Below are 24,571 nucleotides of genomic sequence, written 5' to 3' on the forward strand. Positions count from 1 at the left end.
CGCCCCGCGCGTCGCCCCGGTCGTCGCCCGCGGCCCGCGCGCCCGTGGCTGACGGGGAGGGCGTCCCCGCCACGGTCGACGCCCTCCGCATGCACGTCGGCACGACGCTCGCCGCGGCCGGGATCGAGCACCCGGCGGTCGACGCCGAGCTCCTCGTCGGGCACGTCCTCGGCCTCTCACGGGGGCAGGTGCAGTCACGCGCCATCACGCGCGCCGCGGTCGACGCCGCGGATGCCGCGCGCGTCCTCGAGCTCGCCGCCCGGCGCGCCCGCCGCGAGCCGCTGCAGCACATCACGGGCGTCGCCCACTTCCGCTCGCTCGAGCTGCTCGTGGGACCGGGCGTGTTCGTCCCGCGGCCCGAGACGGAGCACGTCGCGCAGCTCGCGATCGACGCGCTGTCCGCCGCACCGGGGGAGGCGCCCGTCGCGGTCGACCTCGGCACCGGATCCGGTGCGCTCGCCCTCGCGCTCGCCACCGAGGTGCCGCACGCGCGCGTGCACGCCATCGAGGTGTCGCCCGCCGCGCACGCGTGGACCGCGCGCAACGTGGCCCGCCTCGCGCCCGACGTGCACCTCGTGCTCGGCGACCTCGCCGACGCGTTCCCCGAGCTCGACGGCACGGTCTCCGTGGTCGTCTCGAATCCGCCCTACATCCCGGTCGACGCGGTGCCGCGCGATCCCGAGGTCCGCCTGCACGATCCCGCGCTCGCCCTCTACGGCGGCGCCGACGGCCTCGACGTGGTGCGGCTCGTCTCCACGACCGCGCGGCGCCTCCTGCATCCGGGCGGCGCGCTCGTCATCGAGCACGGCGAGCTGCAGGGCGCGGAGATCCGTGCGCTGCTTGACGCCGACGGCTGGCGCCAGACGCGCACGCACGAGGACCTCACCCGGCGCGACCGGGCGACGACCGCGGTCCGCTGACCACCGGCGCGCTGCGCTCCGCCCGGCTCCGGCGAGCCGGTCAGGCCGGCCGCACGGCGCTCCCGCGAGCCGGTCAGCCCCGCTGCGCCTCGATGAAGCGCTCGACCGCCGGCAGCAGGTCGCTGTCGCCGCGCACGTGGTGACCGCTGATCCCCAGTCGGCGCGCGGACTCGACGTTGTCGATCCGGTCGTCGGCGAAGAAGGTGCGCGTGGCCGGCTGGCCGTAGGCCGCGAGCACCCCGCGGAACACGGCCGGATCGGGCTTCCGCGCGCCGTACCCGCTCGAGGTCCGCAGGTGCTCGACGCCGAACAGCGGCACGAGCTCGGGCGCGAGGGTCGGCAGGTGCCGGGCGGCGAGGGCGTTGTTGTTCGTGAGCAGCGTGATCCGGCCCGCCTCCCTCGCCCGTGCCACGGCCTCGAGCGCGGACGGCCGCACCGTCATGGAGGCGCGACGCCGACGCACCCACTCGTCCTCGTCCATCTCCACGCCCACCGCCGTGCAGAACGCGTCGAGGTAGGCGTCGGCGTCGATGCGCCCCGCCTCGGCCGCCCACTCGCCGTCGTCGTTGTACCAGCGACGGCGGAGCTCGGCGATGTCGTGCCCCGTGGCCGCCGTGATCCGGTCCGCCGGCCCCCGCCAGTCGTGGTCGTAGAGCACGTCGTCCATGTCGAACACGAACAGGAGCCCGGCGGCGGGCGAGGGGGAGGGCGCGGAGGTCATCCGCCCCAGTATGCGGCCGGCCCGGTCGCGCGCATCCTCCCGGATGCTCGGCGCCGCCTCGCGGACCCGCGTGCGGCGGGTGCCGCCACGCGGATCCTCCGCTCAGGGCCGCGGGCGTGCGCTCGGCTACGATGAGCGACGACATGGCGCGCATCTACGACTGCTCAGTCGACACCGACCTCCTCACCGGCACGAGACTCGCCCGACAGGCGGTGGGCCGCGGCGAGGTGGTCGTCATCCCCACGGACACGGTCTACGGCATCGCCGCCGACGCCTTCAACCCGGACGCCGTCCAGCGCCTCCTCGACGCGAAGGGCCGCGGCCGCGACGCCCCGCCGCCCGTGCTCATCCCCGGGCAGTCCACGCTCGACGCCCTCGCCGACTTCGTCCCCGACGTCGTCCGCCGACTGGTGGACGAGTTCTGGCCCGGCGGCCTCACGGTGATCCTCGTCGCGCAGCCCTCCCTGGTCTGGGACCTCGGCGAGACCCGCGGCACGGTCGCGCTCCGCATGCCCGCGAACCCGGTCGCGCTCGAGCTCCTCGCGGAGACGGGCCCGCTCGCGGTCTCGTCCGCCAACCGCACGGGCCGGCCCGCCGCGGCGACGGCCCAGGAGGCCGTCGACCAGCTCGGCGAGAGCGTTGAGGTCTTCCTCGACGGCGGCGCCGCCGGGGGAGCGGCCTCGACCATCGTCGACGCGTCGCGCGTCACCGAGGCCGGCGGCCGCGTCCGCATCGTCCGCGAGGGCGCCGTCACGCGCGCGCAGATCCAGCAGCTCATCGGCGACGAGCTCGAGCCCGTCGTGGCTGCGCCGAGCGAGCCGGCCGACGATGCCGTCGACGCGGACGTCGCCGCCTCGGGCGAGGAGCCGGCCGCCGCCGATGCCGCCCCCGTGGCCGCCGCTCCCGCCGCGGTCCCCGACGAGCCCGAGGCCCCGCGCGGCATCGCGAGCGGCGCCGAGCGCGACGCGCCGTCGGCGTCCCAGCCGTCGGCGTCCCAGCCGTCGGCGTCCCAGCCCTCCGCGTCCCAGCCCTCCGCGGATCCGCCCGCGCACCCCCGGTGACCTACTACGCCGCCATGGCGGTCGTCTCGGCGGTCATCACGCTCGTGCTCTCGATGGTCGTGATGAAGCTCGGCTACCGCTACCGGCTCTACCCGGCGATCCGCGACCGTGACGTGCACACCCGCCCGACGCCCCGGCTCGGCGGCGTCGCTATGTTCGCGGGCATCCTCGTCGCGTTCGCCGTGGCGTCGCAGGTGAGCTGGTTCGGCCTCGTATTCGACCGGCCCGGGCCGGTGATCGCCATCCTCGGCGCCGCCCTCATGATCGTGGTCATCGGCGTTCTCGACGACATCTACGACCTCGACTGGATGATCAAGCTCGCCGGCCAGATCCTCGCCGCCGGCCTCCTCGCCTGGCAGGGTGTCGCCATCTCCTCGCTGCCCATCGGCGGCCTCACGGTCGGCTCCTCGCAGATGTCGATCATGCTGACGATCTTCGCGATCGTGCTCGTGATGAACGCCGTCAACTTCATCGACGGCCTCGACGGCCTCGTCGCCGGGGTCGCCATCATCGCCAACGGCGCCTTCTTCCTGTACAGCTTCCTGCTGTCGGACACCGCCACCGGCCAGACCGAGCGCTTCAACCTCGCGTCGCTCATCAGCGCGATCCTCATCGGCGCGTGCCTCGGCTTCCTCCCGTTCAACTGGCACCCGGCGAAGCTCTTCATGGGCGACGCGGGCGCGCTGCTCGTGGGCCTCCTCATGGCCACGAGCGCCATCGCCGTCACGGGCGAGATCGACCCGAACCCGGAGACCTTCGGCCGCTCGCAGCTGCTGCCCGCGTTCCTCCCGATCCTGCTGCCGTTCGCGATCCTCATCGTGCCGCTGCTCGACTTCGCCCTCGCGGTCTTCCGTCGGCTCCGGGCCGGCAAGTCGCCGTTCAGCGCCGACCGCAAGCACCTCCACCACCGTCTGCTCGACATGGGCCACTCGCGCCTGCACGCGACGCTGATCTTCTACGCGTGGACGGGCGTCGTCTCGGCCGGCTGCCTGCTGATGTTCGTCGTGCAGCCCTACGCCTGGGGCGTGGGCTTCATCGTCGTGGGCATGATCGCCTGCGCCGTGGTCACGCTCGCCCCGCTCAGCCGTCGCAAGCGCCTCGAGGCCGCCGCCCAGCTCGTCCCCGCGGACGCCGACTCCGACGACGCGGCGCACTACGACCCGCTCGACGAGGCCGCCGGCGACCGTCCGCTCGCGCGCCTCTCGGAGTCCGAGCTCGAGGCCGTCGAGCTCGAGCACGCCGAGCTCGCGCACGGCACCCCGCCGACCCGACCCACCGACCTCCCGCACGCGGGGGACCACAAGGAGACCGCATGACCGACGACACGAGCGTCCCCGGGACGACCGGCCGCACGCCCGCGCAGGCCGTGTTCACCCGCATCCTGGTGGCGGGCGCCCTGCTCGCCCTCGCCATCGCCGTCGTCGGCGGCATCGTCGGCTTCGCGGTCGACGGCGGACGCGGCGTCGTCAGCGCCGTCATCGGCAGCGCCATGGCGCTGGTGTTCCTCGGGATCACCGCCGGCAGCATCCTCTTCGCCCAGCGCTTCCGGGCCTCGGAGAGCTACCCGCAGCTCTTCTTCGGCATCGTGCTGGGCGCCTGGGTCGTGAAGTTCGGCGTGTTCCTCGCCATCACGCTCACCCTCAAGGAGCAGCCCTGGATCAACCTCATGGTGCTCTTCGTGACCATCGTGGTGGGCGTCGTCGGCGCCCTCGTGATGGACGTCGTGGTCATCAGCCGGGCCCGCATGCCCTACGTCAGCGACGCGCAGCCGCCCCGCAGCTGATCCGCACCCGGGTCCCCGAGTCGCGTGCGACGCGATTAGTCAGGGCACCCTCATTGTTGGTAGTCTCTCTCCAGACGATTCCCGTCGGGCCGTGCCCAGAACCACCTCACGCCGGCGTCTTCTCACCCCATCCGTTCGTCGCCGCGAGAGCTCGCGCTCCACGCCCCGAAACAGGAGATAGCGCTGTTAGCCATCGCTGCACCACGCATCATCACCCTCGCCGCTGAAGACTCGGGTGAGGGGTTCCACGCTCCCACCATCGGGGAGTTCTTCCCGCCGATCGCCTTCTTCGAGGGCACGGGCTTCGACCTGAACCGGATCATGCTGATCCGCCTCCTGGTCCTCGCGGTGCTCGTGGTCGTCTTCGTCCTGGGCACGCGCAAGCTCACGCTCGTCCCCGGCCGCGCGCAGAACCTCATGGAGATGAGCGTCGACTTCGTCCGCGTGAACATCGCCGAGGACATCCTGGGCAAGAAGGACGGCAAGCGCTTCCTGCCGATCCTCGCGACGATCTTCTTCCTCGTCGTCGGCATGAACCTCACGGGCATCATCCCGTTCCTCAACATCGCCGGCACCTCGGTCATCGGCCTCCCGATGCTCCTCGCGGTCATCGCGTACATCACGTTCATCTACGCGGGCATCAAGGACCGGGGGCTGGGCTTCTTCAAGAACAGCCTCTTCCCGGCCGGCGCCCCGTGGCCCATCTACATCCTGCTGACGCCCATCGAGTTCCTGTCGACCTTCATCATCCGGCCCGTCGCGCTCACGCTCCGACTCCTGATGAACATGGTCGCGGGGCACCTCCTGCTGGTCCTCTGCTTCTCCGCGACGTGGTTCTTCCTCTTCGAGTCGCAGGGCGCCCTCAAGTTCCTCGGCGCCGGAACCCTCGTCCTCGGCTTCGCGTTCACGCTCTTCGAGCTGCTCGTCGCGGTCCTGCAGGCCTACATCTTCGCCCTCCTCACGGCTGTCTACATCCAGCTGGCCGTGGCGGAGGAGCACTAAGCGATCTCGTCCACCCACGAGATCACCCAACCGGAAGGAAACCCCAGTGGATCCCATCATTCTCGCCGAGATCAACGGCAACATCGCGACCGTCGGCTACGGTCTCGCCGCGATCGGCCCCGGCATCGGTGTCGGAATCGTCGCCGGCAAGACCGTCGAGGCCATCGCGCGCCAGCCTGAGATCGCGGGCCGCCTGCAGACCACGATGTTCCTCGGCATCGCGTTCTCCGAGGCGCTCGGCCTGATCGGCCTCGCCACCTACTTCATCTTCCAGTAAGGACCACGCGCATGATCTCGTCCCACAACGTGATGGCGGCAGGTGAAGAGACGACGCAGAGCATCCTGCTGCCCGCTGTCTACGACATCATGTGGTCGGCGGTCGTGTTCGTCGTCCTCCTGCTGGTCATCTGGAAGTACGCGCTCCCGCGCGTGTACACGCTGCTCGACGCGCGTACCGAGGCGATCGCGGGCGGCATCGAGAAGGCCGAGCGCGCGCAGGCCGAGGCGGACGCCGCCAAGGCCGAGCTCACAGCGCAGCTCGCCGAGGCGCGTGCCGAGGCCGGTCGCATCCGCGAGCAGGCCCGCGTCGACGCCACGGCGATCGCCGCGGAGATCAAGGAGCAGGCCACGGCCGACGCCGCCCGGATCACCGCCAGCGCCCAGTCGCAGATCGAGGCGGAGCGCCAGCAGGCGGTCGTCTCGCTCCGTTCCGAGGTCGGATCGCTCGCGATCGACCTCGCGTCGGGCGTCATCGGGCAGAGCCTCACGGACGACCAGCGCTCCACCGCGCTCGTCGACCGGTTCCTCGCCGACCTGGAGGCCAGCGAGACCGCCGGCAGGACCGGATCCGCCAGCTGATGGGCAGTGCATCGCGCGCATCGCTGGAGTCGGCCCGTCGCGTCCTCGTGGGGCTCGGGGGCGTCGACCTGTCGACGGCCGGCCAGCTCCTCGGAGCCGGTCGCGCCATCGGCGGATCCACGCACCTGCTCTCCGCGCTGGCCGACACCGGCATCGCGCCGGAGGTCAAGCACGCCATCGTGGACCGGGTCTTCGGCCCCACCGTCCACGAGCCGGCGCTGCGCGTCCTCCGCGCGGTCGTCGACGGCCGCTGGTCGTCGAACGACGAGCTGCTGGCGGGCATCGAGGAGCTCGGCATCCGCGCCGTGGCGATCTCGGCGCCCGAGGGCACGCCCATCGAGGCGGAGCTGTTCACCTTCGGCCGCGCCGTCTCCACCGACGACGGGCTGGAGCTGGCGCTCGGCGACAAGCTCGGCGACGCCCGGGCCAAGTCGACGCTCGTCCACCGTCTCCTCGACGGCCGGGCATCGGAGCAGACGGTCGTGATCGTCGAGCAGCTCGTGCAGCAGCCCCGCGGCCGCCGCATGGGCGAGCTCATCCGTCACGCCGCCGCCCTCGTGGCCGACCAGGCGGGCCTCACCATCGCGACGGTCAGCGTCGCCTCGCCCCTGTCGCCCGAGCAGTCGGAGCGCCTGGCGCAGGCCCTCAGCCGCCGCTACTCGCGGCGGGTGGAGCTGAACGAGGTCGTGGACCGCGACCTCGTCGGCGGCCTCCGCGTGCAGATCGGCGACGACGTCATCGACGGCAGCGTCGCCACCAGGATCAACGATTTGAGACTCCAGTTCGCCTGACCGGCGGGCGTCACCTCGGGAGCCGTCCGCTCTCGTGAATGCAAAGGGAAAGAAGATGGCAGAACTTTCGATCAGCCCCGACGAGATCCGGGACGCGCTCAAGGACTTCGTGCAGTCCTACGAGCCCGGCAAGGCCTCGACCGAAGAGGTCGGCTACGTGCTCGACGCGGGCGACGGAATCGCCCACGTGCAGGGCCTGCCCGGCGTCATGGCCAACGAGCTCATCACGTTCGCCGACGGGACCCTGGGCCTCGCCCAGAACCTCGAGGAGAGCGAGATCGGCGTCATCGTGCTCGGCGAGTTCGCCGGCATCGAGGAGGGCATGGAGGTGCGCCGCACCGGCGAGGTGCTCTCCGTCCCCGTCGGCGACGGCTACCTCGGCCGCGTCGTCGACCCGCTCGGCAAGCCCATCGACGGCCAGGGCGAGATCGCGACCGAGGGCCGCCGCGCCCTCGAGCTCCAGGCACCCGGCGTCATGCAGCGCAAGAGCGTGCACGAGCCCATGCAGACCGGCATCAAGGCCATCGACGCCATGATCCCGATCGGCCGCGGCCAGCGCCAGCTCATCATCGGCGACCGCCAGACCGGCAAGACGGCCATCGCGATCGACACGATCATCAACCAGAAGGCCAACTGGGAGTCCGGCGACACGAACAAGCAGGTGCGCTGCATCTACGTCGCCATCGGCCAGAAGGGCTCGACCATCGCCTCGGTGAAGGGCGCCCTCGAGGAGGCCGGCGCCATGGAGTACACGACCATCGTCGCGTCCCCCGCGTCCGACCCCGCCGGCTTCAAGTACCTCGCGCCCTACACGGGCTCGGCCATCGGCCAGCACTGGATGTACGGCGGCAAGCACGTCCTCATCATCTTCGACGACCTGTCCAAGCAGGCCGAGGCCTACCGCGCCGTCTCCCTCCTCCTGCGCCGTCCGCCGGGACGCGAGGCGTACCCCGGCGACGTGTTCTACCTGCACTCCCGCCTGCTCGAGCGCTGCGCCAAGCTCTCGGACGAGCTGGGCGCCGGATCGATGACGGGCCTGCCCATCATCGAGACGAAGGCCAACGACGTCTCGGCGTACATCCCCACCAACGTGATCTCGATCACCGACGGCCAGATCTTCCTGCAGTCCGACCTCTTCAACGCCAACCAGCGTCCCGCGGTCGACGTCGGCATCTCGGTCTCGCGCGTCGGCGGCGACGCCCAGGTGAAGAGCATCAAGAAGGTCTCCGGCACGCTCAAGCTCGAGCTCGCGCAGTACCGCTCCCTCGAGGCGTTCGCGATCTTCGCGTCCGACCTCGATGCGGCCAGCCGTCGTCAGCTCGCCCGCGGCGCGCGCCTCACCGAGCTGCTCAAGCAGCCCCAGTACTCGCCGTTCCCCATCGAGGAGCAGGTCGTTTCGATCTGGGCGGGCACGAAGGGCAAGCTCGACGAGGTCCCCGTCGAGGACATCCTCCGCTTCGAGCGCGAGCTGCTCGACCACCTCCACCGCAACACGGAGGTGCTGTCGCAGCTCAAGGAGAAGAACGTCCTCACCGACGACATCGTCGACGCGATGGACAAGGCCGTGGACGCGTTCAAGCTCGAGTTCCAGACGGGCGAGGGCAAGCCGCTCGCCTCCGTGGGATCCGAGAAGTTCGAGCCCGCCAAGGCCGAGGACGTCAACCAGGAGCAGATCGTCAAGGGCAAGCGCTGACGCGCTCGCCCCACCGATCCGCCACCGACCGAGACCGATAGGGAGACTCATGGGAGCGCAACTCCGGGTCTACACGCAGAAGATCAAGTCCGCGCAGACGACGAAGAAGATCACCCGCGCGATGGAGCTGATCTCCGCGTCGCGCATCCAGAAGGCGCAGCAGCGGATGGCGGCGTCCGCGCCGTACTCCCGCGCCGTCACGCGCGCGGTCTCGGCGGTGGCGACGTTCTCCAACGTCGACCACATCCTCACGACCGAGCCCGAGAAGGTGGAGCGGGCGGCGATCGTCATCTTCGCCTCCGACCGCGGCCTCGCCGGCGCGTTCAGCTCCAGCGTCCTGAAGGAGTCGGAGCAGCTCGCCGAGCTCCTCCGCTCGCAGGGCAAGGAGATCGTCTACTACCTCGTCGGCCGCAAGGCCGTGGGGTACTTCAAGTTCCGCAAGCGCTCCTCGGAGCGCATCTGGACCGGCAGCACGGAGAAGCCGGAGTTCGAGACCGCGAAGTCGATCGGCGACGCGCTCGTGGAGAAGTTCGTCACCGAGGCGTCGGCGGGCGGCGTGGATGAGATCCACATCGTCTTCAACCGCTTCGTGTCGATCGCCACGCAGAAGCCCGAGGTCGTGCGGCTCCTCCCGCTCGAGGTCGTCGAGGGGGTCGAGGCGCCCGAGAAGGGCACCGTCCTCCCGCTCTACGAGTTCGAGCCCGAGGTGGGCGACGTTCTCGACGCGCTGCTGCCCGTCTACATCGAGAGCCGCATCTTCAACGCCATGCTGCAGTCGGCCGCCTCCGAGCACGCCGCACGCCAGAAGGCCATGAAGTCGGCGAGCGACAACGCCGACAAGCTCGTGACCACCTACACCCGGCTGCGGAACAACGCGCGCCAGACCGAGATCACGCAGCAGATCTCCGAGATCGTCGGCGGCGCGGACGCGCTCGCCTCCAGCAAGTAAGACCTCACGCACCACGGATGAAGAAGAGAGACATCAATGACTGACACCGCCACTGCGCCGGTCGCCAGCGACAGCGTGGCCGGCGTCGGACGCATCGTCCGCGTCACCGGCCCGGTCGTGGACATCGAGTTCCCGCACGACTCGATCCCCCCGGTCTACAACGCCCTGAAGACCACGATCACCATCGGCGAGGAGTCGACGGAGATCACGCTCGAGATCGCGCTGCACCTCGGCGACGACGTCGTGCGCGCCATCGCCCTGAAGCCCACGGACGGCCTCGTCCGCGGCCAGGAGGTGCGCGACACCGGTGCCGCCATCTCGGTGCCCGTCGGCGACATCACCAAGGGCAAGGTGTTCAACGTCACGGGCGACATCCTCAACAACGAGGGCGGCGAGCCGATCGAGATCACCGAGCGCTGGCCCATCCACCGCAAGCCCCCGATGTTCGACCAGCTCGAGTCCAAGACGCAGCTGTTCGAGACCGGCATCAAGGTCATCGACCTCCTCACCCCGTACGTGCAGGGCGGCAAGATCGGCCTGTTCGGCGGAGCGGGCGTCGGCAAGACCGTCCTCATCCAGGAGATGATCCAGCGCGTCGCGCAGGACCACGGCGGCGTGTCCGTGTTCGCCGGCGTCGGCGAGCGCACGCGTGAGGGCAACGACCTCATCATGGAGATGGAGGAGGCAGGCGTCTTCGACAAGACCGCGTTGGTCTTCGGCCAGATGGACGAGCCGCCGGGAACGCGCCTGCGCGTGGCGCTGTCCGCGCTCACGATGGCGGAGTACTTCCGCGACGTGAAGAACCAGGACGTGCTGCTCTTCATCGACAACATCTTCCGCTTCACGCAGGCCGGCTCCGAGGTCTCCACGCTGCTCGGCCGCATGCCGTCCGCGGTGGGCTACCAGCCCAACCTCGCCGACGAGATGGGTGTGCTCCAGGAGCGCATCACGTCGACGCGCGGCCACAGCATCACCTCGCTGCAGGCCATCTACGTCCCCGCGGACGACTACACCGACCCGGCCCCGGCCACCACGTTCGCGCACCTCGACGCGACCACGGAGCTCAGCCGCGAGATCGCGTCGCGTGGTCTCTACCCGGCCGTCGACCCGCTGACGTCCACCAGCCGCATCCTCGACCCGCGGTACCTGGGCCAGGCGCACTACGACACGGCCACCCGCGTCAAGGCGATCCTGCAGAAGAACAAGGAGCTGCAGGAGATCATCGCGATCCTCGGCGTCGACGAGCTCTCCGAGGAGGACAAGGTCACGGTGTCGCGTGCGCGCCGCATCCAGCAGTTCCTCTCGCAGAACACGTACATGGCGAAGAAGTTCACGGGCGTCGAGGGCTCCACGGTGCCGCTGAAGAACACCATCGAGTCGTTCTCGAAGATCGCCGACGGCGACTACGACCACGTCGCCGAGCAGGCGTTCTTCAACGTCGGCGACCTCGACGACGTCGAGCGCCGCTGGTCCGAGATCCAGAAGGAGAACGGCTGACATGGCCCGCGCTGATCTCACGGTGACCGTGGTCTCCGCCGACCAGCAGGTCTGGTCGGGCCAGGCGTCCATGGTCGTCGCGCGAACCAGCGAGGGCGAGATCGGCATCCTGGCCGGTCACGAGCCGCTCCTGGCGATCCTCGCGACCGGCAACGTCCGCATCACGCAGGACGGCGGCGCCGTGATCACGGCCGACGCCGACGAGGGCTTCCTCTCGGTCGAGAACGACAACGTGACCGTGGTCGCGCGCAAGGCCGCTCTGGTCGCGTAGCGTCACGTCACGTCACGTCACGTCACGTCACGTCACGTCACGTCACGTCGCATCGTCCGAAGGCGGGCGGTCCCCTCGGGGGCCGTCCGCCTTCGTGCGTCCGCCTGCCATCCGTCCCGTCCTGGAGGTCCCGTCCCGTGCTCGTCCTGCTGCCGCCGTCCGAGACCAAGCGCGACGGAGGGGATGCGGCCTCCCCGCTCGACCTCGACCGCCTGGCGTTCCCCGCGCTCACCGCCGAGCGCCGGACCGTGGTGCGGGCCGTGGCGGACCTCGCGCGGGATCCGGAGGCGGCGGCGCGTGCGCTGAAGCTCGGGCCGCGGCAGGCCGCCGAGGTGGAGCGGAACCGCGTCGTGGAGTCGTCCCCGACGATGCCCGCGCTCCTGCGCTACACGGGGGTGCTGTACGACCCGATCGGCGCCGCGGGCCTCGATGCGGAGCAGCTCGCCTTCGCCGGACGCCACGTCGCCGTGCACTCGGCGCTCTTCGGCCCGATCGCCGCCACCGACCCCATCCCCGCCTACCGCCTGTCGCACGACAGCCGCCTGCCCGGCGTGCGGATGAAGGCGCACTGGGCGGCGTCCGTCCGCGCGGCCCTGGCCGAGGTGCCCGGGCTCGTGCTCGACCTCCGCAGCGAGGGCTACGCCGCGCTCGGCCCGCGTCCGGGCCACGCGGACTCCGCCGTCGTGCGGGTGGTCGCCCGCGGCGAGGACGGCACGACGCGCGCCCTCAACCACTTCAACAAGAAGGCCAAGGGCGAGCTCGTGCGCGCCCTCGTGCTCGGCGGGCGGGACCTCGGCTCGGTGGCCGAGCTCCTCGAGTGGGCAGGGGAGTCGGGCGTCGAGCTCGACCGCGGCGCCGACGGCGAGCTGGTGCTCGTAGCCGCCGCCCGCTGACGGTCGCTCGGATCCCGCACGGGGGGGGCGAGCCCCGAGCCCTGAGCGCCGTGGCTCGCGCTCGCGGGTGACGGCCGGATCAGGCCGCCCGGTGGCAGCCGACGACGTGGTCGTCGACCAGGCCGGAGGACTGCATGAGCGCGTAGACGGTGGTCGGGCCCACGAACCGCAGGCCGAGCGCCTTGAGCTCCCGGCTCAGGGCGGTCGACTCCGGGGTCACCGCCGGGATGTCGTCCGCGGTCGCGGGGCGCTCCCGCGTCGTCGGATCCGCGGCGTGCGCCCAGATCAGGCGGTCCAGCGCGCCGCCGCCGCGCTCGTCGACGAGCGTCCGGACGATCCGGGCGTTGCCGCGGGCGGCCAGGATCTTCGCGCGGTTGCGGATGATGCCGGCGTCGCCCATGAGCCGCTCGACGTCGTCGTCGTCCAGGGCGGCGACCGCGTCGACGTCGAAGCCGTGGAAGACCTCGCGGAAGCGCGGGCGCTTGCGGAGGATGGTGATCCAGGCCAGGCCGGCCTGGAAGCCCTCCAACGACAGCTTCTCGAACAGCGGGCGGTCGCCGTGCAGGGGCCGGCCCCACTCCTCGTCGTGGTACCTGCGGTACTCGGCGTCGCCCGCGGACCACGCGCAGCGGACGAAGCCGTCCTCGCCCGTGACCAGGGAGGCCCGGGTCATGACGGCAGCACCGAGCCCTCGAGGGCGAGCAGGCGCAGCTTCGTGGACACGCCGTCCCCCGCGCTGAACCCCGTGACCCGGCCGTCGTAGCCGAGCACACGGTGGCAGGGGACGAGGATGCAGAGGCGGTTGGCTCCGACCGCCCCGCCGACCGCGCGGGCGCCACCCGGGCGACCGGCGGCCTCCGCGAGCGCGCCGTAGGTGATGACGCCGCCGTGGGGCACGCGCATGAGCGCCGCCCAGACGGCCAGCTGGAAGGGCGTCCCGACCAGCCGCACCGGGACGTCGAGGACCGGCAGCCGACCGGCGAGGTGCGCGTCGAGCTGCCGGGCCGCCTCGTCGAGCACCGGGCTCGGCCGGTCGGGCAGGTGGTCGAGCGGCAGCGCGTCCGCGGTGGCGATGGAGAGCGCGACGAGGCGGTCGCCGTCCGCGACGAGCTCGAGGCGCCCGACCGGGGAGGGGATGCGCAGCAGCGCGTGACCCGGCGCGAGGGTGCCGCGCGCGGGCCGGAGCCGGCTCCCGGCAGCGGCAGCGGCAGCGACATCGGCAGGGACCGCCCTCGGGCGGGCGGCGGCGGGAGCGGGGGCGGCGGCGGGGGGAGCGGTCATGCGGCGAACGTAGGGGCTGCGGGGCGGGGGATCCGGGCGGGCGGACGGCTGGGGGATCCGCGTCGACCACGCGGGCGGGGGAGGAGCCGGCCGGACGTCTCCCGCCTCACCGCGATCGCCCGTGCCCGTCCTGCGTGTGCACCTTGAGGTACACGAAGGTCTCGGTGCTGACGACGCCCTCGAGCGCCCGGATCCGCGCGTTCAGCAGCTCCACCAGCTCGTCGTCGTCCTCGCACACGACCTCGGCGAGGAGGTCGAAGGTGCCCGCGGTGATGACCACGTAGTCGACCGCCGGGATGGCCGCGAGGGCGTCGGCGACCAGCCGCACGTCGCCGCTGACCGTCACGCCGATCATCGCTTGGCGGGTGAGGCCGAGCTGCTGCGGGTCCGTGAGCGCGACGATGCGGATCACGCCGCCGTCGGTGAGCTTCTGCACCCGCTGGCGCACGGCCGCCTCGCTCAGCCCGACCGCCTTGCCGATCTCCGCGTACGACCGGCGGCCGTCGGCGCGCAGCTGCTCCACGATGGAGCGCGAGATCGCGTCGACGGGGAGCCCGCGGGCGGAGGGGCGGTGCGGCGTGCTCATCGCACGAGCATGGCAGTCCGAGGGAGGCCGGGCAACCGGATCCGCGGCCCGGCGCCCGCGCGACCGAGCGGATCATCCGCCGCGTCACGCCATCGCCGCGCGACCCGGTGCGGGGCGCACGAGCGGTAGGATCCGAGGCAGCGCGTCCGGCCGCCCGGGGCCCGGCGCCGACCCGCCCCTCCGGGCGCCGATCCTCGATGGAGCCGATGACGTGAGCGAGGGCTCCCACCGTTCCGCGCCGGCCTCCGCGGGCCCCGAGGGCATCGGCCTGGTCGTCCCGCACGCGGCGGTGCTCCTGCCCGCGGGCGTCGGATCCGGAGCGGTCGCGCGGGTCTGGGACATCCTGGCGGGCTCCGACGTGCAGGCGGAGTCCCTCGTCGCCGTGCTGCCGCTGCGGGGCGACGCGGAGGTCCCCTCGTTCGGCATCGCGGTCCACGACGGGGACGGACCGGACGGCGCGCGCCTCCAGGTGGTGCTGCGCGGCGACGCCGTGATCGACGTCGCCGCCGACGGCGGGATCCGCCGGATCGACGCACGGGGAGCCGTCCCGTTCTACCTCGCGACGCTCGACCGGGTCGCGGCCTACCGTCTGGGCCGGACGGCCGATGCGGTGGCGGCGGACGTCCTGGACGCGCTGCCGATCCTGGCGGGCGCCGTGGTCTGCGGACAGGTCGCCTGGTCTCGGCTCGCCGGGGACGCGCCGCCGTCCGGCCGTCGTCGCCGGGGCGCGCACGCGCGTCCGGACGCGGAGGCGGCGGCACCCGCGGAGGCGCCGGAGCCGGCCCACGCCGTCCCGCCCGCGACCGCCCCAGCCCCTGCGCCCGCCGTCTCCGAGGCCTCCGCGCGCGCGCGATCCGCGGCGGCCCCGACCGCCGCGATCCCCACGGCGCCGGCGGGCGACGGCGACCTCGCCCCGCTGCCCGTCCACGCGTTCCGCATCGTGCCGGCCGACCCCGCCCGCCGCAGCGACCCGGAGGGACCGGCGGACGCCGAGCGCATCCCCCTCGACGTGCCCGCGGTCGTCGGACGCCGCCCGCGCCCGCCGCGCGTCGTGCGTGGCGCCGCCCCGCGGCTCGTCGCCGTCGCGTCCCCGCTGGGCGAGATCTCGGGGACGCACGTCGGCATCCGGCAGGAGGGCGGCGCGGTCGTCGTGACGGACCTCGACTCCACGAACGGGACGGCGGTGCTCGTGCCGGGGGCCGAGCGCCTCGCGCTGCACCGCGGGGAGTCGCTCGTGGTCGTCCCGGGGACGCGCGTGGACATCGGCGACGGCGTCGTCCTCGAGATCCTGCCGGCCCGATGACCGCCATCGGCCCCGACGTCCCCGAGACGCGACTCGCCCTGCCCGACGGGCGCACGCTCGTGCTCGGCTGGGCGTCCGCCACCGACCGCGGGCTCCGCCGCGACCACAACGAGGACAGCGTCCTCGCCGCCGTGCCCTACTTCGCGGTCGCGGACGGCATGGGCGGTCACGCGGCGGGCGACGTCGCCAGCGACGCCGTCATCCGACGCCTCGCCGAGGAGCAGGCGCGGGCCGAGGGCGGCTTCGCGGATCCCGAGGGCGTGGAGCCGGCCCTCGAGCGCGCGGTGGAGGACATCCGCGAGGAGACCGGCGACCTCGAGCTGCACGCGGGCACGACCGTGACGGGCGCGTGCCTCACCATCGTCTCCGACCGGCCGTACTGGGCCGTGTTCAACGTGGGCGACTCGCGCGTGTACCAGCTCCGCGGCGACGTGCTCGAGCAGGTCACGGTCGACCACTCGGTGGTGCAGGAGATGGTCGACGCGGGCCGGATCACGCGCGCGCAGGCCGACCTGCACCCGGACGGCAACATCATCACGCGGGCGGTGGGCGTCGGCGACGCGGCGGAGGCCGACTACTGGCTGCTGCCCGTCACCGCACGGCTGCGGCTGCTGGTCTGCTCCGACGGGCTGACGAAGGAGCTGTCGGACGAGGAGATCCGCGGCCACCTGCTGCACGCGGACGACGCAGCGACAGCCGTGGGACGTCTCGTGCGCGGCGCCCTCGGGAACGGGGGGCGCGACAACGTCACGGCCGTGGTGGTCGACGTCCTGCGGATCGAGCCGCCCTCCGAGGCACCCGAGCCCGCGCGCCGCCGCGGCCTGCGCCGCTGACCGCGAGGTCGACCCGGTCCGACCCGGTCCGACCGCTCGGCGGTCCCGCTACGCGTGCAGCGCGTCGTTCAGGATCGACCCGCCGCCGCGGCGCGGCACCGCCTCGACGGCGCCCGTCAGGGAGTTGCGGCGGAACAGGATCCCGGGACGGCCGGACAGCTCGACGGCCTTTACCTGCGGCACCGACCCGTCGGCGGCGGGCGCCTCGCCCGCGAGCCGCACCTTCGTGCCGGCCGTGACGTAGAGGCCGGCCTCCACGACGCTGTCGTCGCCGATGGAGATGCCGACGCCCGAGTTCGCGCCGAGCAGGGCCCGTTCGCCGATGACGACGCGCTGCGTGCCGCCGCCCGAGAGCGTGCCCATGATGGACGCGCCGCCGCCGATGTCCGAGCCGTCGCCGACGACGACGCCCTGCGTGATCCGCCCCTCGACCATGGAGGCGCCGAGCGTGCCGGCGTTGAAGTTGACGAAGCCCTCGTGCATGACGGTGGTGCCGGGGGAGAGGTGCGCGCCGAGGCGCACGCGCGAGGCGTCGGCGATGCGCACGCGGTCGGGCGTGACGTAGTCGAGCAGGCGCGGGAACTTGTCGATGCCGTGCGCGGCGATGCCCGCGCGCTGGAGCGACGGCCGGAGCCGGTCGAAGTCGTCCGGGTGCACGGGGCCCGCGTTGGTCCACACGACGATGGGCAGGTGGCCGAAGATGCCGTCGAGGTTCAGGGTGTTCGGCGCCGCGAGCAGGTGGCTGAGCAGGTGCAGGCGGAGGTACGCGTCCGGCGTGGACGCGGGCGCGGCCTGCAGGTCGATCTCGACGGTGACGATGTCGACCGTGACGCCGCGGCGCGGGTCGGCGACCGCGAGCTCCTCGATCCACGCCGGTGCGATCCAGCGGTCGCGGCCCTCCGGCAGGGCGCCGAGCTCGGGCGCCGGGAACCACGTGTCGAGCACGGTCCCGTCGGAGGCGACCGTCGCGAGGCCGTAGCCCCACGCGGATCCTGATGCGGGCACGGCGGACGAGGGCGAAGCGGGGGAGGCCATGCGGCCAGCGTACCGATCGGCGCGCGCCGTCCCCGGGTCCTCCCCAGGACCCGCGTCGGCCCCCGACCTAGGATGACCGCATGCCGACCGAGACCCCCGCAGCGCCCGACATCGACCTGTCCGCGGGGAGCGTGGAGGTCACCCGCCGCATCTGCGACATCGCGTCGGTGTCCGGCGACGAGGCGGCGCTCGCCGACGCCATCGAGCGCGCGCTCGCGGGCTGCGCGCACCTCGAGGTGCTCCGCGACGGCGACGCCGTCATCGCCCGCACGCACCTCGGCCGCGACCGCCGCGTCGTCATCGCCGGCCACATCGACACCGTGCCCCTCAACCGCAACCTGCCCACGCGCACCGAGCACGAGGACGGCGTCGAGTACCTCTGGGGCCGCGGCACGGTCGACATGAAGGCGGGCGTGGCCGTGCAGCTGGTGCTCGCGGCCGAGCTCGCGGATCCCGCCCACGACGTGACGTGGATCTGGTACGACCACGAGGAGGTGTCCGACAGCCTCAACGGCCTCGGCCGTCTCGCCCGCACCCGTCCGGAGCTCCTCGAGGGCGACTTCGCGATCCTGGGCGAGCCCACCCGCGCCGAGATCGAGGGCGGCTGCAACGGCAACCTGCGCGTCGAGGTCCGCGCGTTCGGCAGGCGCTCGCACTCCGCCCGCGCGTGGGTGGGCGACAACGCCATCCACCGCATCGCCCCCGTGCTCGCGACGCTGGCCGCGTACGAGCCGCGCGATGTGGAGGTCGACGGGCTCGTCTACCGCGAGGGCCTCAACGCGGTCGGCGTCTCGGGCGGCATCGCGGGCAACGTGATCCCGGACGAGGCCATGGTGCACGTCAACTACCGGTTCGCGCCGAGCCGGTCCGGCGCCGAGGCCGTCGCGCACGTCACGAGCCTCTTCCCGGGCTTCGAGGTCACCGTGGTCGACCTCGCCGAGGGGGCGCGCCCCGGCCTCGACGCCCCCGTCGCGCAGCCGTTCCTCGCCGCGGTCGGCGGTGAGGCGCGCCCCAAGTACGGCTGGACCGACGTCGCCCGCTTCAGCGCGCTCGGCGTCCCGGCCGTCAACTACGGCCCCGGGGATCCGCTCCTCGCGCACCACGACGACGAGCGCGTCGACGTCGCCCAGATCGTCTCCTGCGAGCGCGGGCTGCGGGCGTGGCTGACGGCGCGCTGACCCGGCCGTCCCGGCGGCCGGCGCCCCGGGAGCGGGTCTCGGACGCCTCGGCCTCGCGCGTCCCGTGGTGGGCGGCGGTCCTCGGCGTCTACCTCGCGAGCCGCGTCCTCACCACCGTGCTGATGCTCGTCTCCGCGCGCAGCCAGATCCGCACGCCGTGGGCGAGCGCCTCCCCGTCGTACCTCCAGTTCGCCACCTTCTGGGACGCGGGGTGGTACCGCGACATCGCGACCTTCGGCTACCCGACCGTGCTGCCCGTCGACGCCGCGGGGCACGTCCAGTCGAACCCGTGGGCGTTCATGCCGGTGTACCCGGGCATCGTGCGCGCCATCCAGGACGCCACCGGCGCCCCCTTCGACGTCGCGGGCGTCGCCGTCTCGCTCGTGGCCGGCGCGGGCGCCGTGCTCGTGCTGCACCGGCTGCTGTCCCGCTTCCTCTCCCCGTCGTCGACCATGACGGCCGTCGTCATCGTCTGCGTCGCGCCGGTGTCGCCGATGTTCCAGATCGCGTACGCCGAGAGCCTGCAGACGCTGCTGCTGCTCACCGCGCTCCTGCTCCTCGTCGACCGCCGCTACGCGCTGCTCGCACCGGTCGCGGTCGTCATGGCGCTCACGCGGCCGCTCGGGCTGGCCTTCGCGCTCGCGCTCCTGCTGCACGGCGTCCACCGCCTCGCCACCGCGCGCCGCGACCCGTTCCCGCCGGCCGAGCGCGCGCGGCTCGTCCTCGCCACGATCGCGACGGGCGCCGCCGGGGTCGCCTGGCCCGTGGTCGCGTGGATCCGCACCGGCTCGATCACCGCGTACACCGACACGGAGCTCTCCTGGCGGGCCGCCTACGTCGGCTACCGCCACCTCGTGCCGTTCGAGGCCTGGTTCGACGCGGGCGACTTCTGGATCGGGGGCGTGGCCGGCGTCGTGGCGGTCCTCGGCGTCGTCGCGGCGTTCGTGCTGATGCTCACCCGGCCCTCCGTCCGCGCCCTCGGCCCCGAGCTCCGCATCTGGATCGCGTGCTACGGCCTCTACCTCTTCGCCGTGTTCTTCCCGCAGTCGAGCGTGTTCCGGCTGCTGCTCCCCATGATCCCGCTCGCCGGCGCGCTGGCCGTCCCGCGCTCGCGCGCGTACCGCGTCGCGGTGGTGCTCGCGATGGTCGCGGGGCAGTGGCTCTGGATCGACCTGCTCTGGCGGGCCACCGCGGGGGACTGGACGCCGCCGTGACGCCTCCTCCGCGCCCCGCGCCGCGCTCCCTCCACCGCCGTGCGGGGGCCCGCGCGGCCTAGCACGCCGTCACGCGTTCATCCATGTGCCTGTGCATACGGGATAATGGAGCCACATCCACGAAAGGGGAGCCGAATGGCAGCCATGAAGCCCAGGACCGGCGACGGACCGATGGAGGCCGTGAAGGAGGGCAGGCTCATCATCGTGCGCGTGCCCTTGGAGGGCGGCGGCCGTCTGGTCGTCTCCGTCAACGACGCCGAAGCGAAGGAGCTTCACGACGCCCTCGCCGCGGTCACCAGCGCGAGCTAGTCGGAACGCGCATCAGACGACACCGCCCGCCCCGTCGTCGACGGGGCGGGCGGTGTCGTCTGCACCCGGGCTCCCCAGCGGCCCCGACCGCGGGACGCGGCGCGGACGCCGCGGCGGTCAGCGCCCGGTCTTGGCTATCTGCAGCAGGCCGTCTCCGGCCGGTGACAGCGCGGCGACCACCGCTCCGGACCCGGCCGTCTCCTGCACCAGCGTGCGGAACGCCGCCGTCTGCGCATCCCGTGCCGCCGGGTTCTGCACGCGCCCGCGCCACAGCGCGTGCGGCACGAGCACGAGGCCGCCCGTGCGCGCGAGGCGCAGGCCGTGCTCCACGTACTCGATGACCTGGGCCGCATCGGCGTCCACCAGCACGAGGTCGTAGCTGGCGTCGCTCATGCGCGGCAGCACGTCGAGCGCACGGCCCGTGATGAGGCGCACGCGGTTGGCGGGCACCTCCGCGTCGGCGAGGATCTCGCGCGCCGCCTGCTGGTGGTCGAACTCGACGTCGATGCTCGTGAGGATCGCGCGCGGGGCCCCGCGGAACACGCAGAGGCCGGAGACGCCGGCGCCCGTGCCGATCTCGATGACGCTCGTGGCCCGGGTGGCGGCGGCGAGGAGCGAGATCTGCGCTCCGACGGCGGGGGAGACGGCTTCGATGCCGAGCTCGCGGGAGTGCTGGCGCGCGAGGGCGATGTGCTCGTCCTCGACGACGACGTCCTCGGCGAACTTCCATCCGGTCTCCTTGTCGGACACGCGGCACCTCCTCTTCCGGGTCCCCAGGGTATCGGCCCGGCGGTCGCCCTCCCGACCGGCGAGCGGGTCCTCGCGCCTGTCCGCGCAGCCGCGCGACGCCTCCAGCGACCCGCCCGCGGACGTGCGCCCGCGCACGGAGGGAGATCAGGTGCCGACCGACTAGCCTGTGATCATGTTCGGCCTGACGTTCGAGAAGCTGATGCTCATCGGCATCATCGCCGTGTTCCTGCTCGGCCCCGAGCGGCTGCCGGTCTACACCCAGAAGCTCGCCGACCTCGTGAAGGCGGCGCGGCGCATGGCCACCGGCGCCCGCGAGCGGATGCGCGACGAGCTCGGTCCGGAGTTCGACGAGGTCGACTGGAAGAAGCTCGACCCGCGCCAGTACGACCCGCGCCGCATCATCAAGGAGGCGCTCTTCGAGGACGAGCCGGTCGTCACGAAGCCGCGCGTCCCCGTCGAGACCACGATCGCCCGCCGTCAGCGCCTCGAGCGCGAGGCGGCCGCCGCGTCCGCGCAGCCCGCGCCCTTCGACGCCGAGGCCACCTGACCCGCACCATCCCGCCCGGCCGCCGGCTCACCCGCTGCCGCTGACGCGCGCATCTACCGGCCGCTCATCCGTTGCCGTCGACGCGCGCGTCGACTGCCCGCTCACCCTCCGCCGCTGACGCGCGCGTCCACCGCTCGCTCATCCGCTGGCGCTGACGCGCGCGTCCACCGCCCGGGCCTCCTCCCGGAGGGCGTCCACCACCGCGCGCACCGACGGTCGCTCCGCCCGATCCGGTCGCAGCAGCACGTGCAGGTGCCGCTTCGACGCGACGCCGGTGAGTCGCTTCACGACCACCCCGTCGTGCTGGCCTGCCGTGTAGCGGGGGAGCAGCGCGATGCCGTGCCCGGCCGCCACGAGCGACTCCGTGATCCGGGTGTCGCTGAACCGCTGCACCACACGCGCCGGCGCGCCGACGGCCTGCTCGATGTCGAGGAGGATCCGGTCGAAGGGCAGCCCCTGGGGCACGCCGATCCACGGCTCGCCGGTCAGGTCCGCCGGGCCCACGGATGCGCGTGCGGCGAGGCGGTGATCCGTCGGCATGGCCACGTCGAGCGGCTCCACCAGGAGCGGCACGATCACGAGGCCGAGCCCGCGCCAGGTGCCCGCCCCCGCGAGGGAGTGCGCGATGACGACGTCGAAGTCGGCGGTGAGGTCGGCGAACGCGGCGGAGGTCGGATCCCGGTCGCTGGCGCGCAGGGTGAGGTCGGGGATCCCGGCGACGCGGTCGAGCAGCCCCGGCAGGAGCATCTGCGCGGCGGTCGGGAACGTGGCGAGCGTGACCTCGCCGGACGGCTGGTGCCGGAAGTCCTCCCAGAGCGCCTCCGCGCGCGCCACCGCGACGGCGATGTCGGTGGCCGTGCGGGCGAGCGCGCGGCCCGCATCGGTGAGCACGACGCCCCGACCGGAGCGCTCGGTGAGCGGCACGCCAGCCTCCCGCTCGAGCACCTTCAGCTGCTGCGACACGGCCGACGGCGTGCGTCCCGCTGCACGGGCGACGGCGCCCACGCTGCCCCGGTCGGCCAGTTCGCGGAGCAGCTCGAGACGGCGGATGTCCATGTAGGCAGGCTACACAGCGAGGCAAGGACAATGAGCTTGTCCTGAACGGTCACGGGTGGTCCCATGGAGGTGCGGCGGAGTGCGCCGCCGTCCGTCTTCCCGCAGGAGCTCCCCATGACCGTCTTCCTCATCGCCGTCGCCGCCCTCTCCGTGTCCGCCATCGCGGGCACCGTCGTCGTCACCGCGCGCGACGGCTACCGCGCCGTGCCGACGCGCACGCACCGCAGCCACGTGTAGTCGACGCCCACGCACGACGAGGAGGACGGCAGCCCGCGGGCTGCCGTCCTCCTCGTCGTGCGGCGCCCCTCAGGCGGGGTGCGCCATGCGCTCCCGGAGCGCGGTGGCCGCGAAGCGCGCGGCCGCCTCGCTGCCGAAGGCGCGGTGGAACTCGGGATCGGCCTCGTAGCCGTCCGCGACGCCGCGCACCATCGCCGCGGTCGTCGGCACATCCCCCGCGTGGGCGGGCGTGCCGGGGATCTCCGCGAACCACGCCAGGTGCGCGTCCGCGTGCTCCCGGGCGGCGGCGGATCCGGGGGCGTGCCCCTCCTCCTGGATCTCCCGCCAGCGCATCAGCAGCCCCTCCGCCCGGGCCTTCCACGCGCGCTGCCGGCGGACGCCCATGGCGTGCCACCACCCGTGCGCGGCGTCGAAGGCGTCACGCCCCCAGCGCGCGACGACCTCGTCCTCGTAGGCGTCGTTGAAGCCCTGCAGCATCACGTCCATCCGGGGCCCGAGGCCCTGCCGCCGCATGTCGAGGGTGTGCTCCACCGCGGCGATGCGCTGCTCGAGGAGGGCACGCTCCGCGGCCAGCCGGACGAGGTGCGCTTCGAGCGCGCGGACCTCGGCCGCCGGGGTCTCCGGGGCGTCGAGCACCGCGCGGATGTCGGGGAGCGACATGCCCGTCTCCCGGAGCAGCAGGATCCGCTGCAGCCGGGCCACCGCGACGGGTCCGTAGTGGCGGTACCCGTTCGCCCCGATGCGGTCCGGCAGGAGCAGGCCGATGCGGTGGTAGTGCCGCAGGGTCCGGCCGCTGATGCCCGCGCGGTCGGCGAGCTCGGTGACGGTCCACTCCATGTCGCGCTCCTCCGTCGTCGATGCCGGGTCCAGTCTCACGCGCTCGGTGCCGGGTCGAGGCGCGGCAGGGCCAGGCGCAGGATCTCCGCCGCCGGCGTGCGCACGCTGCGCGCCGCGGTCGTCCCCGTCTCGGCCAGGTACCCCTCGACGATCCGACGCCCCACGGCGTAGCCGGCGCCCGTGGGCAGGCCGACCGACGCGATCCCCAGGCGCTCGGCCGTCGCGTCCCCGAGCACCCAGGCCGGGAAGTCGTGCATCCCGGTGCGGTCGAGCGCCGCGACGACCTTCGCGAGCACCGCGTCGTCGTCGCGCGTCGCGTCGGCCACGAAGTGGGTCCAGCCTGCCTCGCCGTGGAGCTCCGCGGCGAACGCGTCGGCGAGCCCCTCGGCGACGACGTGCTCGCCGACGGTCACGGTGGCGGGGTCCCAGACCACGCCGCCGGGGGAGTAGCGCACGTTGTGGTGGAGCTCGTGCACGGCGATGGCCTCGAGCCGGTCGAGCACGCGCGGAGTCGGCCAGAGGGCGACGGAGATGTAGCCGCTGATGCCGCCGAACGCCGACAGCCCCTGCACCTCGTCGACGAAGTGCGGATCGTCGGGGTCGCCGAGGACGAGGAGGACCGTGAGGTCCGGGATCGCCAGCGCGGGGTCGGCCTGCCGGAGCGCGCGGGCGCCGTCCGACAGGGCGCGGCCGATGCGCGACCACCCGTCGGCGGCGACGAGCGCGTCGAGGCCCTCCCGCGCGCGTCCGCTCGGGTCCTGCTCGTCGAAGCCGAAGCCCCGCCGGTGCACCTCGGCGAGGTCGATGTCGCCCGGGGCGAACCGGTACATGCCCGCCATCGGCTCCCACATCGCGCGCTCGAGGCCGGTGCGGGCGGTGGGCGGGGCGTCGAGGATCCGCCGCATGGCCGCGGCGCTGTCGATCACGGTGATGTCCATGCGTCCGAGCATGCGGGGTGACGCAGGG

The 24,571-nt window shown here is 73.2% G+C and carries 29 protein-coding genes; 20 read left to right on the plus strand and 9 right to left on the minus strand.

The window, feature by feature from the left end:
* Positions 1 to 44: 44 nt before the first annotated feature.
* The gene (prmC, locus tag AWH51_RS15230; protein ID WP_063072893.1) at positions 45 to 920 is read left to right on the plus strand and encodes a peptide chain release factor N(5)-glutamine methyltransferase; all 876 of its coding nucleotides are present in this window, start codon (positions 45 to 47) and stop codon (positions 918 to 920) included.
* A 73-nt stretch (positions 921 to 993) separates the two neighbouring features.
* On the opposite strand, the gene AWH51_RS15235 is transcribed toward prmC, so the two are convergent.
* Positions 994 to 1,641, minus strand: coding sequence for an HAD-IA family hydrolase (locus tag AWH51_RS15235; RefSeq protein ID WP_063072894.1), 648 nt, complete (start codon positions 1,639 to 1,641; stop codon positions 994 to 996).
* Between the two features lie 131 nt (positions 1,642 to 1,772).
* Between AWH51_RS15235 and AWH51_RS15240 the strand changes: the two genes are divergently transcribed.
* The 12 genes from AWH51_RS15240 to yaaA all read left to right on the plus strand — a co-directional run bounded on the left by AWH51_RS15240 (position 1,773) and on the right by yaaA (position 12,439).
* Positions 1,773 to 2,702 carry an L-threonylcarbamoyladenylate synthase gene (locus AWH51_RS15240; RefSeq protein ID WP_414146365.1) on the plus strand — a complete coding sequence of 310 codons (930 nt, stop codon included), beginning with the start codon at positions 1,773 to 1,775 and terminating at the stop codon, positions 2,700 to 2,702.
* Complete coding sequence (locus tag AWH51_RS15245; RefSeq protein ID WP_063072896.1) at positions 2,699 to 4,018, plus strand: MraY family glycosyltransferase; 1,320 nt, start codon at positions 2,699 to 2,701, stop codon at positions 4,016 to 4,018. The genes AWH51_RS15240 and AWH51_RS15245 overlap by 4 nt, the downstream gene beginning before the upstream one ends.
* Positions 4,015 to 4,485 carry a hypothetical protein gene (locus AWH51_RS15250; protein ID WP_063072897.1) on the plus strand — a complete coding sequence of 157 codons (471 nt, stop codon included), beginning with the start codon at positions 4,015 to 4,017 and terminating at the stop codon, positions 4,483 to 4,485. The genes AWH51_RS15245 and AWH51_RS15250 overlap by 4 nt, the downstream gene beginning before the upstream one ends.
* Before the next feature lie 177 nt (positions 4,486 to 4,662).
* A complete protein-coding gene (gene atpB, locus AWH51_RS15255) occupies positions 4,663 to 5,487 on the plus strand; it encodes a F0F1 ATP synthase subunit A (protein WP_414146366.1) in 825 nt (274 codons plus the stop codon).
* Positions 5,488 to 5,533: 46 nt separating this feature from the next.
* Complete coding sequence (gene atpE / locus AWH51_RS15260) at positions 5,534 to 5,764, plus strand: ATP synthase F0 subunit C (protein ID WP_063072899.1); 231 nt, start codon at positions 5,534 to 5,536, stop codon at positions 5,762 to 5,764.
* A gap of 11 nt (positions 5,765 to 5,775) precedes the next feature.
* A complete protein-coding gene (locus AWH51_RS15265; RefSeq protein ID WP_063072900.1) occupies positions 5,776 to 6,345 on the plus strand; it encodes a F0F1 ATP synthase subunit B in 570 nt (189 codons plus the stop codon).
* The gene (locus AWH51_RS15270; RefSeq protein WP_063072901.1) at positions 6,345 to 7,136 is read left to right on the plus strand and encodes a F0F1 ATP synthase subunit delta; all 792 of its coding nucleotides are present in this window, start codon (positions 6,345 to 6,347) and stop codon (positions 7,134 to 7,136) included. The genes AWH51_RS15265 and AWH51_RS15270 overlap by 1 nt, the downstream gene beginning before the upstream one ends.
* A 55-nt stretch (positions 7,137 to 7,191) precedes the next feature.
* Positions 7,192 to 8,829, plus strand: coding sequence for a F0F1 ATP synthase subunit alpha (gene atpA, locus AWH51_RS15275; RefSeq protein ID WP_063072902.1), 1,638 nt, complete (start codon positions 7,192 to 7,194; stop codon positions 8,827 to 8,829).
* Positions 8,830 to 8,878: 49 nt separating this feature from the next.
* Entirely contained in the window at positions 8,879 to 9,778 is a 900-nt protein-coding gene (locus tag AWH51_RS15280; RefSeq protein WP_063072903.1) for a F0F1 ATP synthase subunit gamma, read from the plus strand.
* Between the two features lie 36 nt (positions 9,779 to 9,814).
* Entirely contained in the window at positions 9,815 to 11,275 is a 1,461-nt protein-coding gene (gene atpD, locus AWH51_RS15285) for a F0F1 ATP synthase subunit beta (protein WP_012037855.1), read from the plus strand.
* Between the two features lies 1 nt (position 11,276).
* Positions 11,277 to 11,546 (plus strand): F0F1 ATP synthase subunit epsilon, encoded by a 270-nt coding sequence (locus AWH51_RS15290; RefSeq protein WP_012037856.1) that lies wholly within the window; start codon positions 11,277 to 11,279, stop codon positions 11,544 to 11,546.
* 137 nt (positions 11,547 to 11,683) lie between these two features.
* Positions 11,684 to 12,439, plus strand: coding sequence for a peroxide stress protein YaaA (gene yaaA, locus AWH51_RS15295; protein WP_063072904.1), 756 nt, complete (start codon positions 11,684 to 11,686; stop codon positions 12,437 to 12,439).
* A 79-nt stretch (positions 12,440 to 12,518) separates the two neighbouring features.
* Here the strand turns inward: yaaA and AWH51_RS15300 are convergent, their stop codons facing one another.
* The 3 genes from AWH51_RS15300 to AWH51_RS15310 form a co-directional block, all read right to left on the minus strand.
* On the minus strand, positions 12,519 to 13,112 hold the full coding sequence (locus AWH51_RS15300; protein WP_063072905.1) for a DNA-3-methyladenine glycosylase I: 594 nt from the start codon (positions 13,110 to 13,112) through the stop codon (positions 12,519 to 12,521).
* On the minus strand, positions 13,109 to 13,720 hold the full coding sequence (locus AWH51_RS15305) for a methylated-DNA--[protein]-cysteine S-methyltransferase (protein ID WP_081235162.1): 612 nt from the start codon (positions 13,718 to 13,720) through the stop codon (positions 13,109 to 13,111). Before AWH51_RS15305 ends, AWH51_RS15300 begins: the two co-directional genes overlap by 4 nt.
* Before the next feature lie 106 nt (positions 13,721 to 13,826).
* Positions 13,827 to 14,306, minus strand: a complete 480-nt coding sequence (locus tag AWH51_RS15310) for an Lrp/AsnC family transcriptional regulator (protein ID WP_063072906.1) — start codon at positions 14,304 to 14,306, stop codon at positions 13,827 to 13,829.
* Positions 14,307 to 14,517: 211 nt separating this feature from the next.
* Here AWH51_RS15310 and AWH51_RS15315 point away from each other — a divergent pair, with 211 nt between their 5' ends.
* Positions 14,518 to 15,609, plus strand: coding sequence for a hypothetical protein (locus tag AWH51_RS15315; protein ID WP_063072907.1), 1,092 nt, complete (start codon positions 14,518 to 14,520; stop codon positions 15,607 to 15,609).
* Complete coding sequence (locus AWH51_RS15320; protein WP_063072908.1) at positions 15,606 to 16,442, plus strand: PP2C family protein-serine/threonine phosphatase; 837 nt, start codon at positions 15,606 to 15,608, stop codon at positions 16,440 to 16,442. The genes AWH51_RS15315 and AWH51_RS15320 overlap by 4 nt, the downstream gene beginning before the upstream one ends.
* A gap of 48 nt (positions 16,443 to 16,490) precedes the next feature.
* On the opposite strand, the gene dapD is transcribed toward AWH51_RS15320, so the two are convergent.
* Positions 16,491 to 17,477, minus strand: a complete 987-nt coding sequence (gene dapD / locus AWH51_RS15325) for a 2,3,4,5-tetrahydropyridine-2,6-dicarboxylate N-succinyltransferase (RefSeq protein ID WP_063072909.1) — start codon at positions 17,475 to 17,477, stop codon at positions 16,491 to 16,493.
* Between the two features lie 80 nt (positions 17,478 to 17,557).
* On the opposite strand from dapD, the gene dapE reads away from it, so the two are divergent.
* From dapE to AWH51_RS15775, 3 genes are all read left to right on the plus strand, one after another.
* Positions 17,558 to 18,655, plus strand: coding sequence for a succinyl-diaminopimelate desuccinylase (gene dapE, locus AWH51_RS15330; RefSeq protein WP_063072910.1), 1,098 nt, complete (start codon positions 17,558 to 17,560; stop codon positions 18,653 to 18,655).
* The gene (locus AWH51_RS15335) at positions 18,637 to 19,869 is read left to right on the plus strand and encodes a hypothetical protein (RefSeq protein ID WP_063072960.1); all 1,233 of its coding nucleotides are present in this window, start codon (positions 18,637 to 18,639) and stop codon (positions 19,867 to 19,869) included. The genes dapE and AWH51_RS15335 overlap by 19 nt, the downstream gene beginning before the upstream one ends.
* A gap of 135 nt (positions 19,870 to 20,004) precedes the next feature.
* Complete coding sequence (locus tag AWH51_RS15775) at positions 20,005 to 20,178, plus strand: DUF3117 domain-containing protein (protein WP_012037866.1); 174 nt, start codon at positions 20,005 to 20,007, stop codon at positions 20,176 to 20,178.
* Positions 20,179 to 20,295: 117 nt separating this feature from the next.
* Here AWH51_RS15775 and AWH51_RS15340 read toward each other — a convergent pair whose 3' ends face one another.
* Positions 20,296 to 20,928, minus strand: coding sequence for an O-methyltransferase (locus AWH51_RS15340; RefSeq protein WP_063072911.1), 633 nt, complete (start codon positions 20,926 to 20,928; stop codon positions 20,296 to 20,298).
* Positions 20,929 to 21,100: 172 nt separating this feature from the next.
* Here AWH51_RS15340 and AWH51_RS15345 point away from each other — a divergent pair, with 172 nt between their 5' ends.
* Entirely contained in the window at positions 21,101 to 21,475 is a 375-nt protein-coding gene (locus AWH51_RS15345) for a translocase (RefSeq protein WP_012037868.1), read from the plus strand.
* Positions 21,476 to 21,613: 138 nt separating this feature from the next.
* Here AWH51_RS15345 and AWH51_RS15350 read toward each other — a convergent pair whose 3' ends face one another.
* Positions 21,614 to 22,531 (minus strand): LysR family transcriptional regulator, encoded by a 918-nt coding sequence (locus tag AWH51_RS15350; protein WP_063072912.1) that lies wholly within the window; start codon positions 22,529 to 22,531, stop codon positions 21,614 to 21,616.
* A 114-nt stretch (positions 22,532 to 22,645) separates the two neighbouring features.
* Between AWH51_RS15350 and AWH51_RS16590 the strand changes: the two genes are divergently transcribed.
* A complete protein-coding gene (locus tag AWH51_RS16590) occupies positions 22,646 to 22,768 on the plus strand; it encodes a hypothetical protein (protein ID WP_255414062.1) in 123 nt (40 codons plus the stop codon).
* Positions 22,769 to 22,837: 69 nt separating this feature from the next.
* Here AWH51_RS16590 and AWH51_RS15355 read toward each other — a convergent pair whose 3' ends face one another.
* Together AWH51_RS15355 and AWH51_RS15360 are read right to left on the minus strand one after the other, a co-directional pair.
* Positions 22,838 to 23,605: a MerR family transcriptional regulator gene (locus AWH51_RS15355; protein WP_063072913.1), complete on the minus strand. Its 768-nt coding sequence runs from the start codon at positions 23,603 to 23,605 to the stop codon at positions 22,838 to 22,840.
* Positions 23,606 to 23,640: 35 nt separating this feature from the next.
* A complete protein-coding gene (locus AWH51_RS15360; protein WP_063072961.1) occupies positions 23,641 to 24,543 on the minus strand; it encodes a DUF2268 domain-containing protein in 903 nt (300 codons plus the stop codon).
* Positions 24,544 to 24,571: the final 28 nt, after the last annotated feature.

The sequence above is a fragment of the Clavibacter tessellarius genome (assembly GCF_001618005.1).
GTDB lineage: Bacteria > Actinomycetota > Actinomycetes > Actinomycetales > Microbacteriaceae > Clavibacter > Clavibacter tessellarius_A.

Coding starts and splice junctions, on each gene's coding strand:
- AWH51_RS15235 (WP_063072894.1), bottom strand. CDS start 1,641: ATGACCTCCGCGCCCTCCCCCTCGCCCGCCGCCGGGCTCCTGTTCGTG.
- AWH51_RS15290 (WP_012037856.1), top strand. CDS start 11,277: ATGGCCCGCGCTGATCTCACGGTGACCGTGGTCTCCGCCGACCAGCAG.
- AWH51_RS15250 (WP_063072897.1), top strand. CDS start 4,015: ATGACCGACGACACGAGCGTCCCCGGGACGACCGGCCGCACGCCCGCG.
- atpD (WP_012037855.1), top strand. CDS start 9,815: ATGACTGACACCGCCACTGCGCCGGTCGCCAGCGACAGCGTGGCCGGC.
- AWH51_RS15345 (WP_012037868.1), top strand. CDS start 21,101: ATGTTCGGCCTGACGTTCGAGAAGCTGATGCTCATCGGCATCATCGCC.
- AWH51_RS15240 (WP_414146365.1), top strand. CDS start 1,773: ATGAGCGACGACATGGCGCGCATCTACGACTGCTCAGTCGACACCGAC.
- atpA (WP_063072902.1), top strand. CDS start 7,192: ATGGCAGAACTTTCGATCAGCCCCGACGAGATCCGGGACGCGCTCAAG.
- AWH51_RS15305 (WP_081235162.1), bottom strand. CDS start 13,720: ATGACCGCTCCCCCCGCCGCCGCCCCCGCTCCCGCCGCCGCCCGCCCG.
- dapD (WP_063072909.1), bottom strand. CDS start 17,477: ATGGCCTCCCCCGCTTCGCCCTCGTCCGCCGTGCCCGCATCAGGATCC.
- AWH51_RS15355 (WP_063072913.1), bottom strand. CDS start 23,605: ATGGAGTGGACCGTCACCGAGCTCGCCGACCGCGCGGGCATCAGCGGC.
- AWH51_RS16590 (WP_255414062.1), top strand. CDS start 22,646: ATGACCGTCTTCCTCATCGCCGTCGCCGCCCTCTCCGTGTCCGCCATC.
- AWH51_RS15775 (WP_012037866.1), top strand. CDS start 20,005: ATGGCAGCCATGAAGCCCAGGACCGGCGACGGACCGATGGAGGCCGTG.
- AWH51_RS15270 (WP_063072901.1), top strand. CDS start 6,345: ATGGGCAGTGCATCGCGCGCATCGCTGGAGTCGGCCCGTCGCGTCCTC.
- AWH51_RS15300 (WP_063072905.1), bottom strand. CDS start 13,112: ATGACCCGGGCCTCCCTGGTCACGGGCGAGGACGGCTTCGTCCGCTGC.
- AWH51_RS15350 (WP_063072912.1), bottom strand. CDS start 22,531: ATGGACATCCGCCGTCTCGAGCTGCTCCGCGAACTGGCCGACCGGGGC.
- AWH51_RS15280 (WP_063072903.1), top strand. CDS start 8,879: ATGGGAGCGCAACTCCGGGTCTACACGCAGAAGATCAAGTCCGCGCAG.
- AWH51_RS15320 (WP_063072908.1), top strand. CDS start 15,606: ATGACCGCCATCGGCCCCGACGTCCCCGAGACGCGACTCGCCCTGCCC.
- AWH51_RS15265 (WP_063072900.1), top strand. CDS start 5,776: ATGATCTCGTCCCACAACGTGATGGCGGCAGGTGAAGAGACGACGCAG.
- dapE (WP_063072910.1), top strand. CDS start 17,558: ATGCCGACCGAGACCCCCGCAGCGCCCGACATCGACCTGTCCGCGGGG.
- AWH51_RS15310 (WP_063072906.1), bottom strand. CDS start 14,306: ATGAGCACGCCGCACCGCCCCTCCGCCCGCGGGCTCCCCGTCGACGCG.
- AWH51_RS15360 (WP_063072961.1), bottom strand. CDS start 24,543: ATGGACATCACCGTGATCGACAGCGCCGCGGCCATGCGGCGGATCCTC.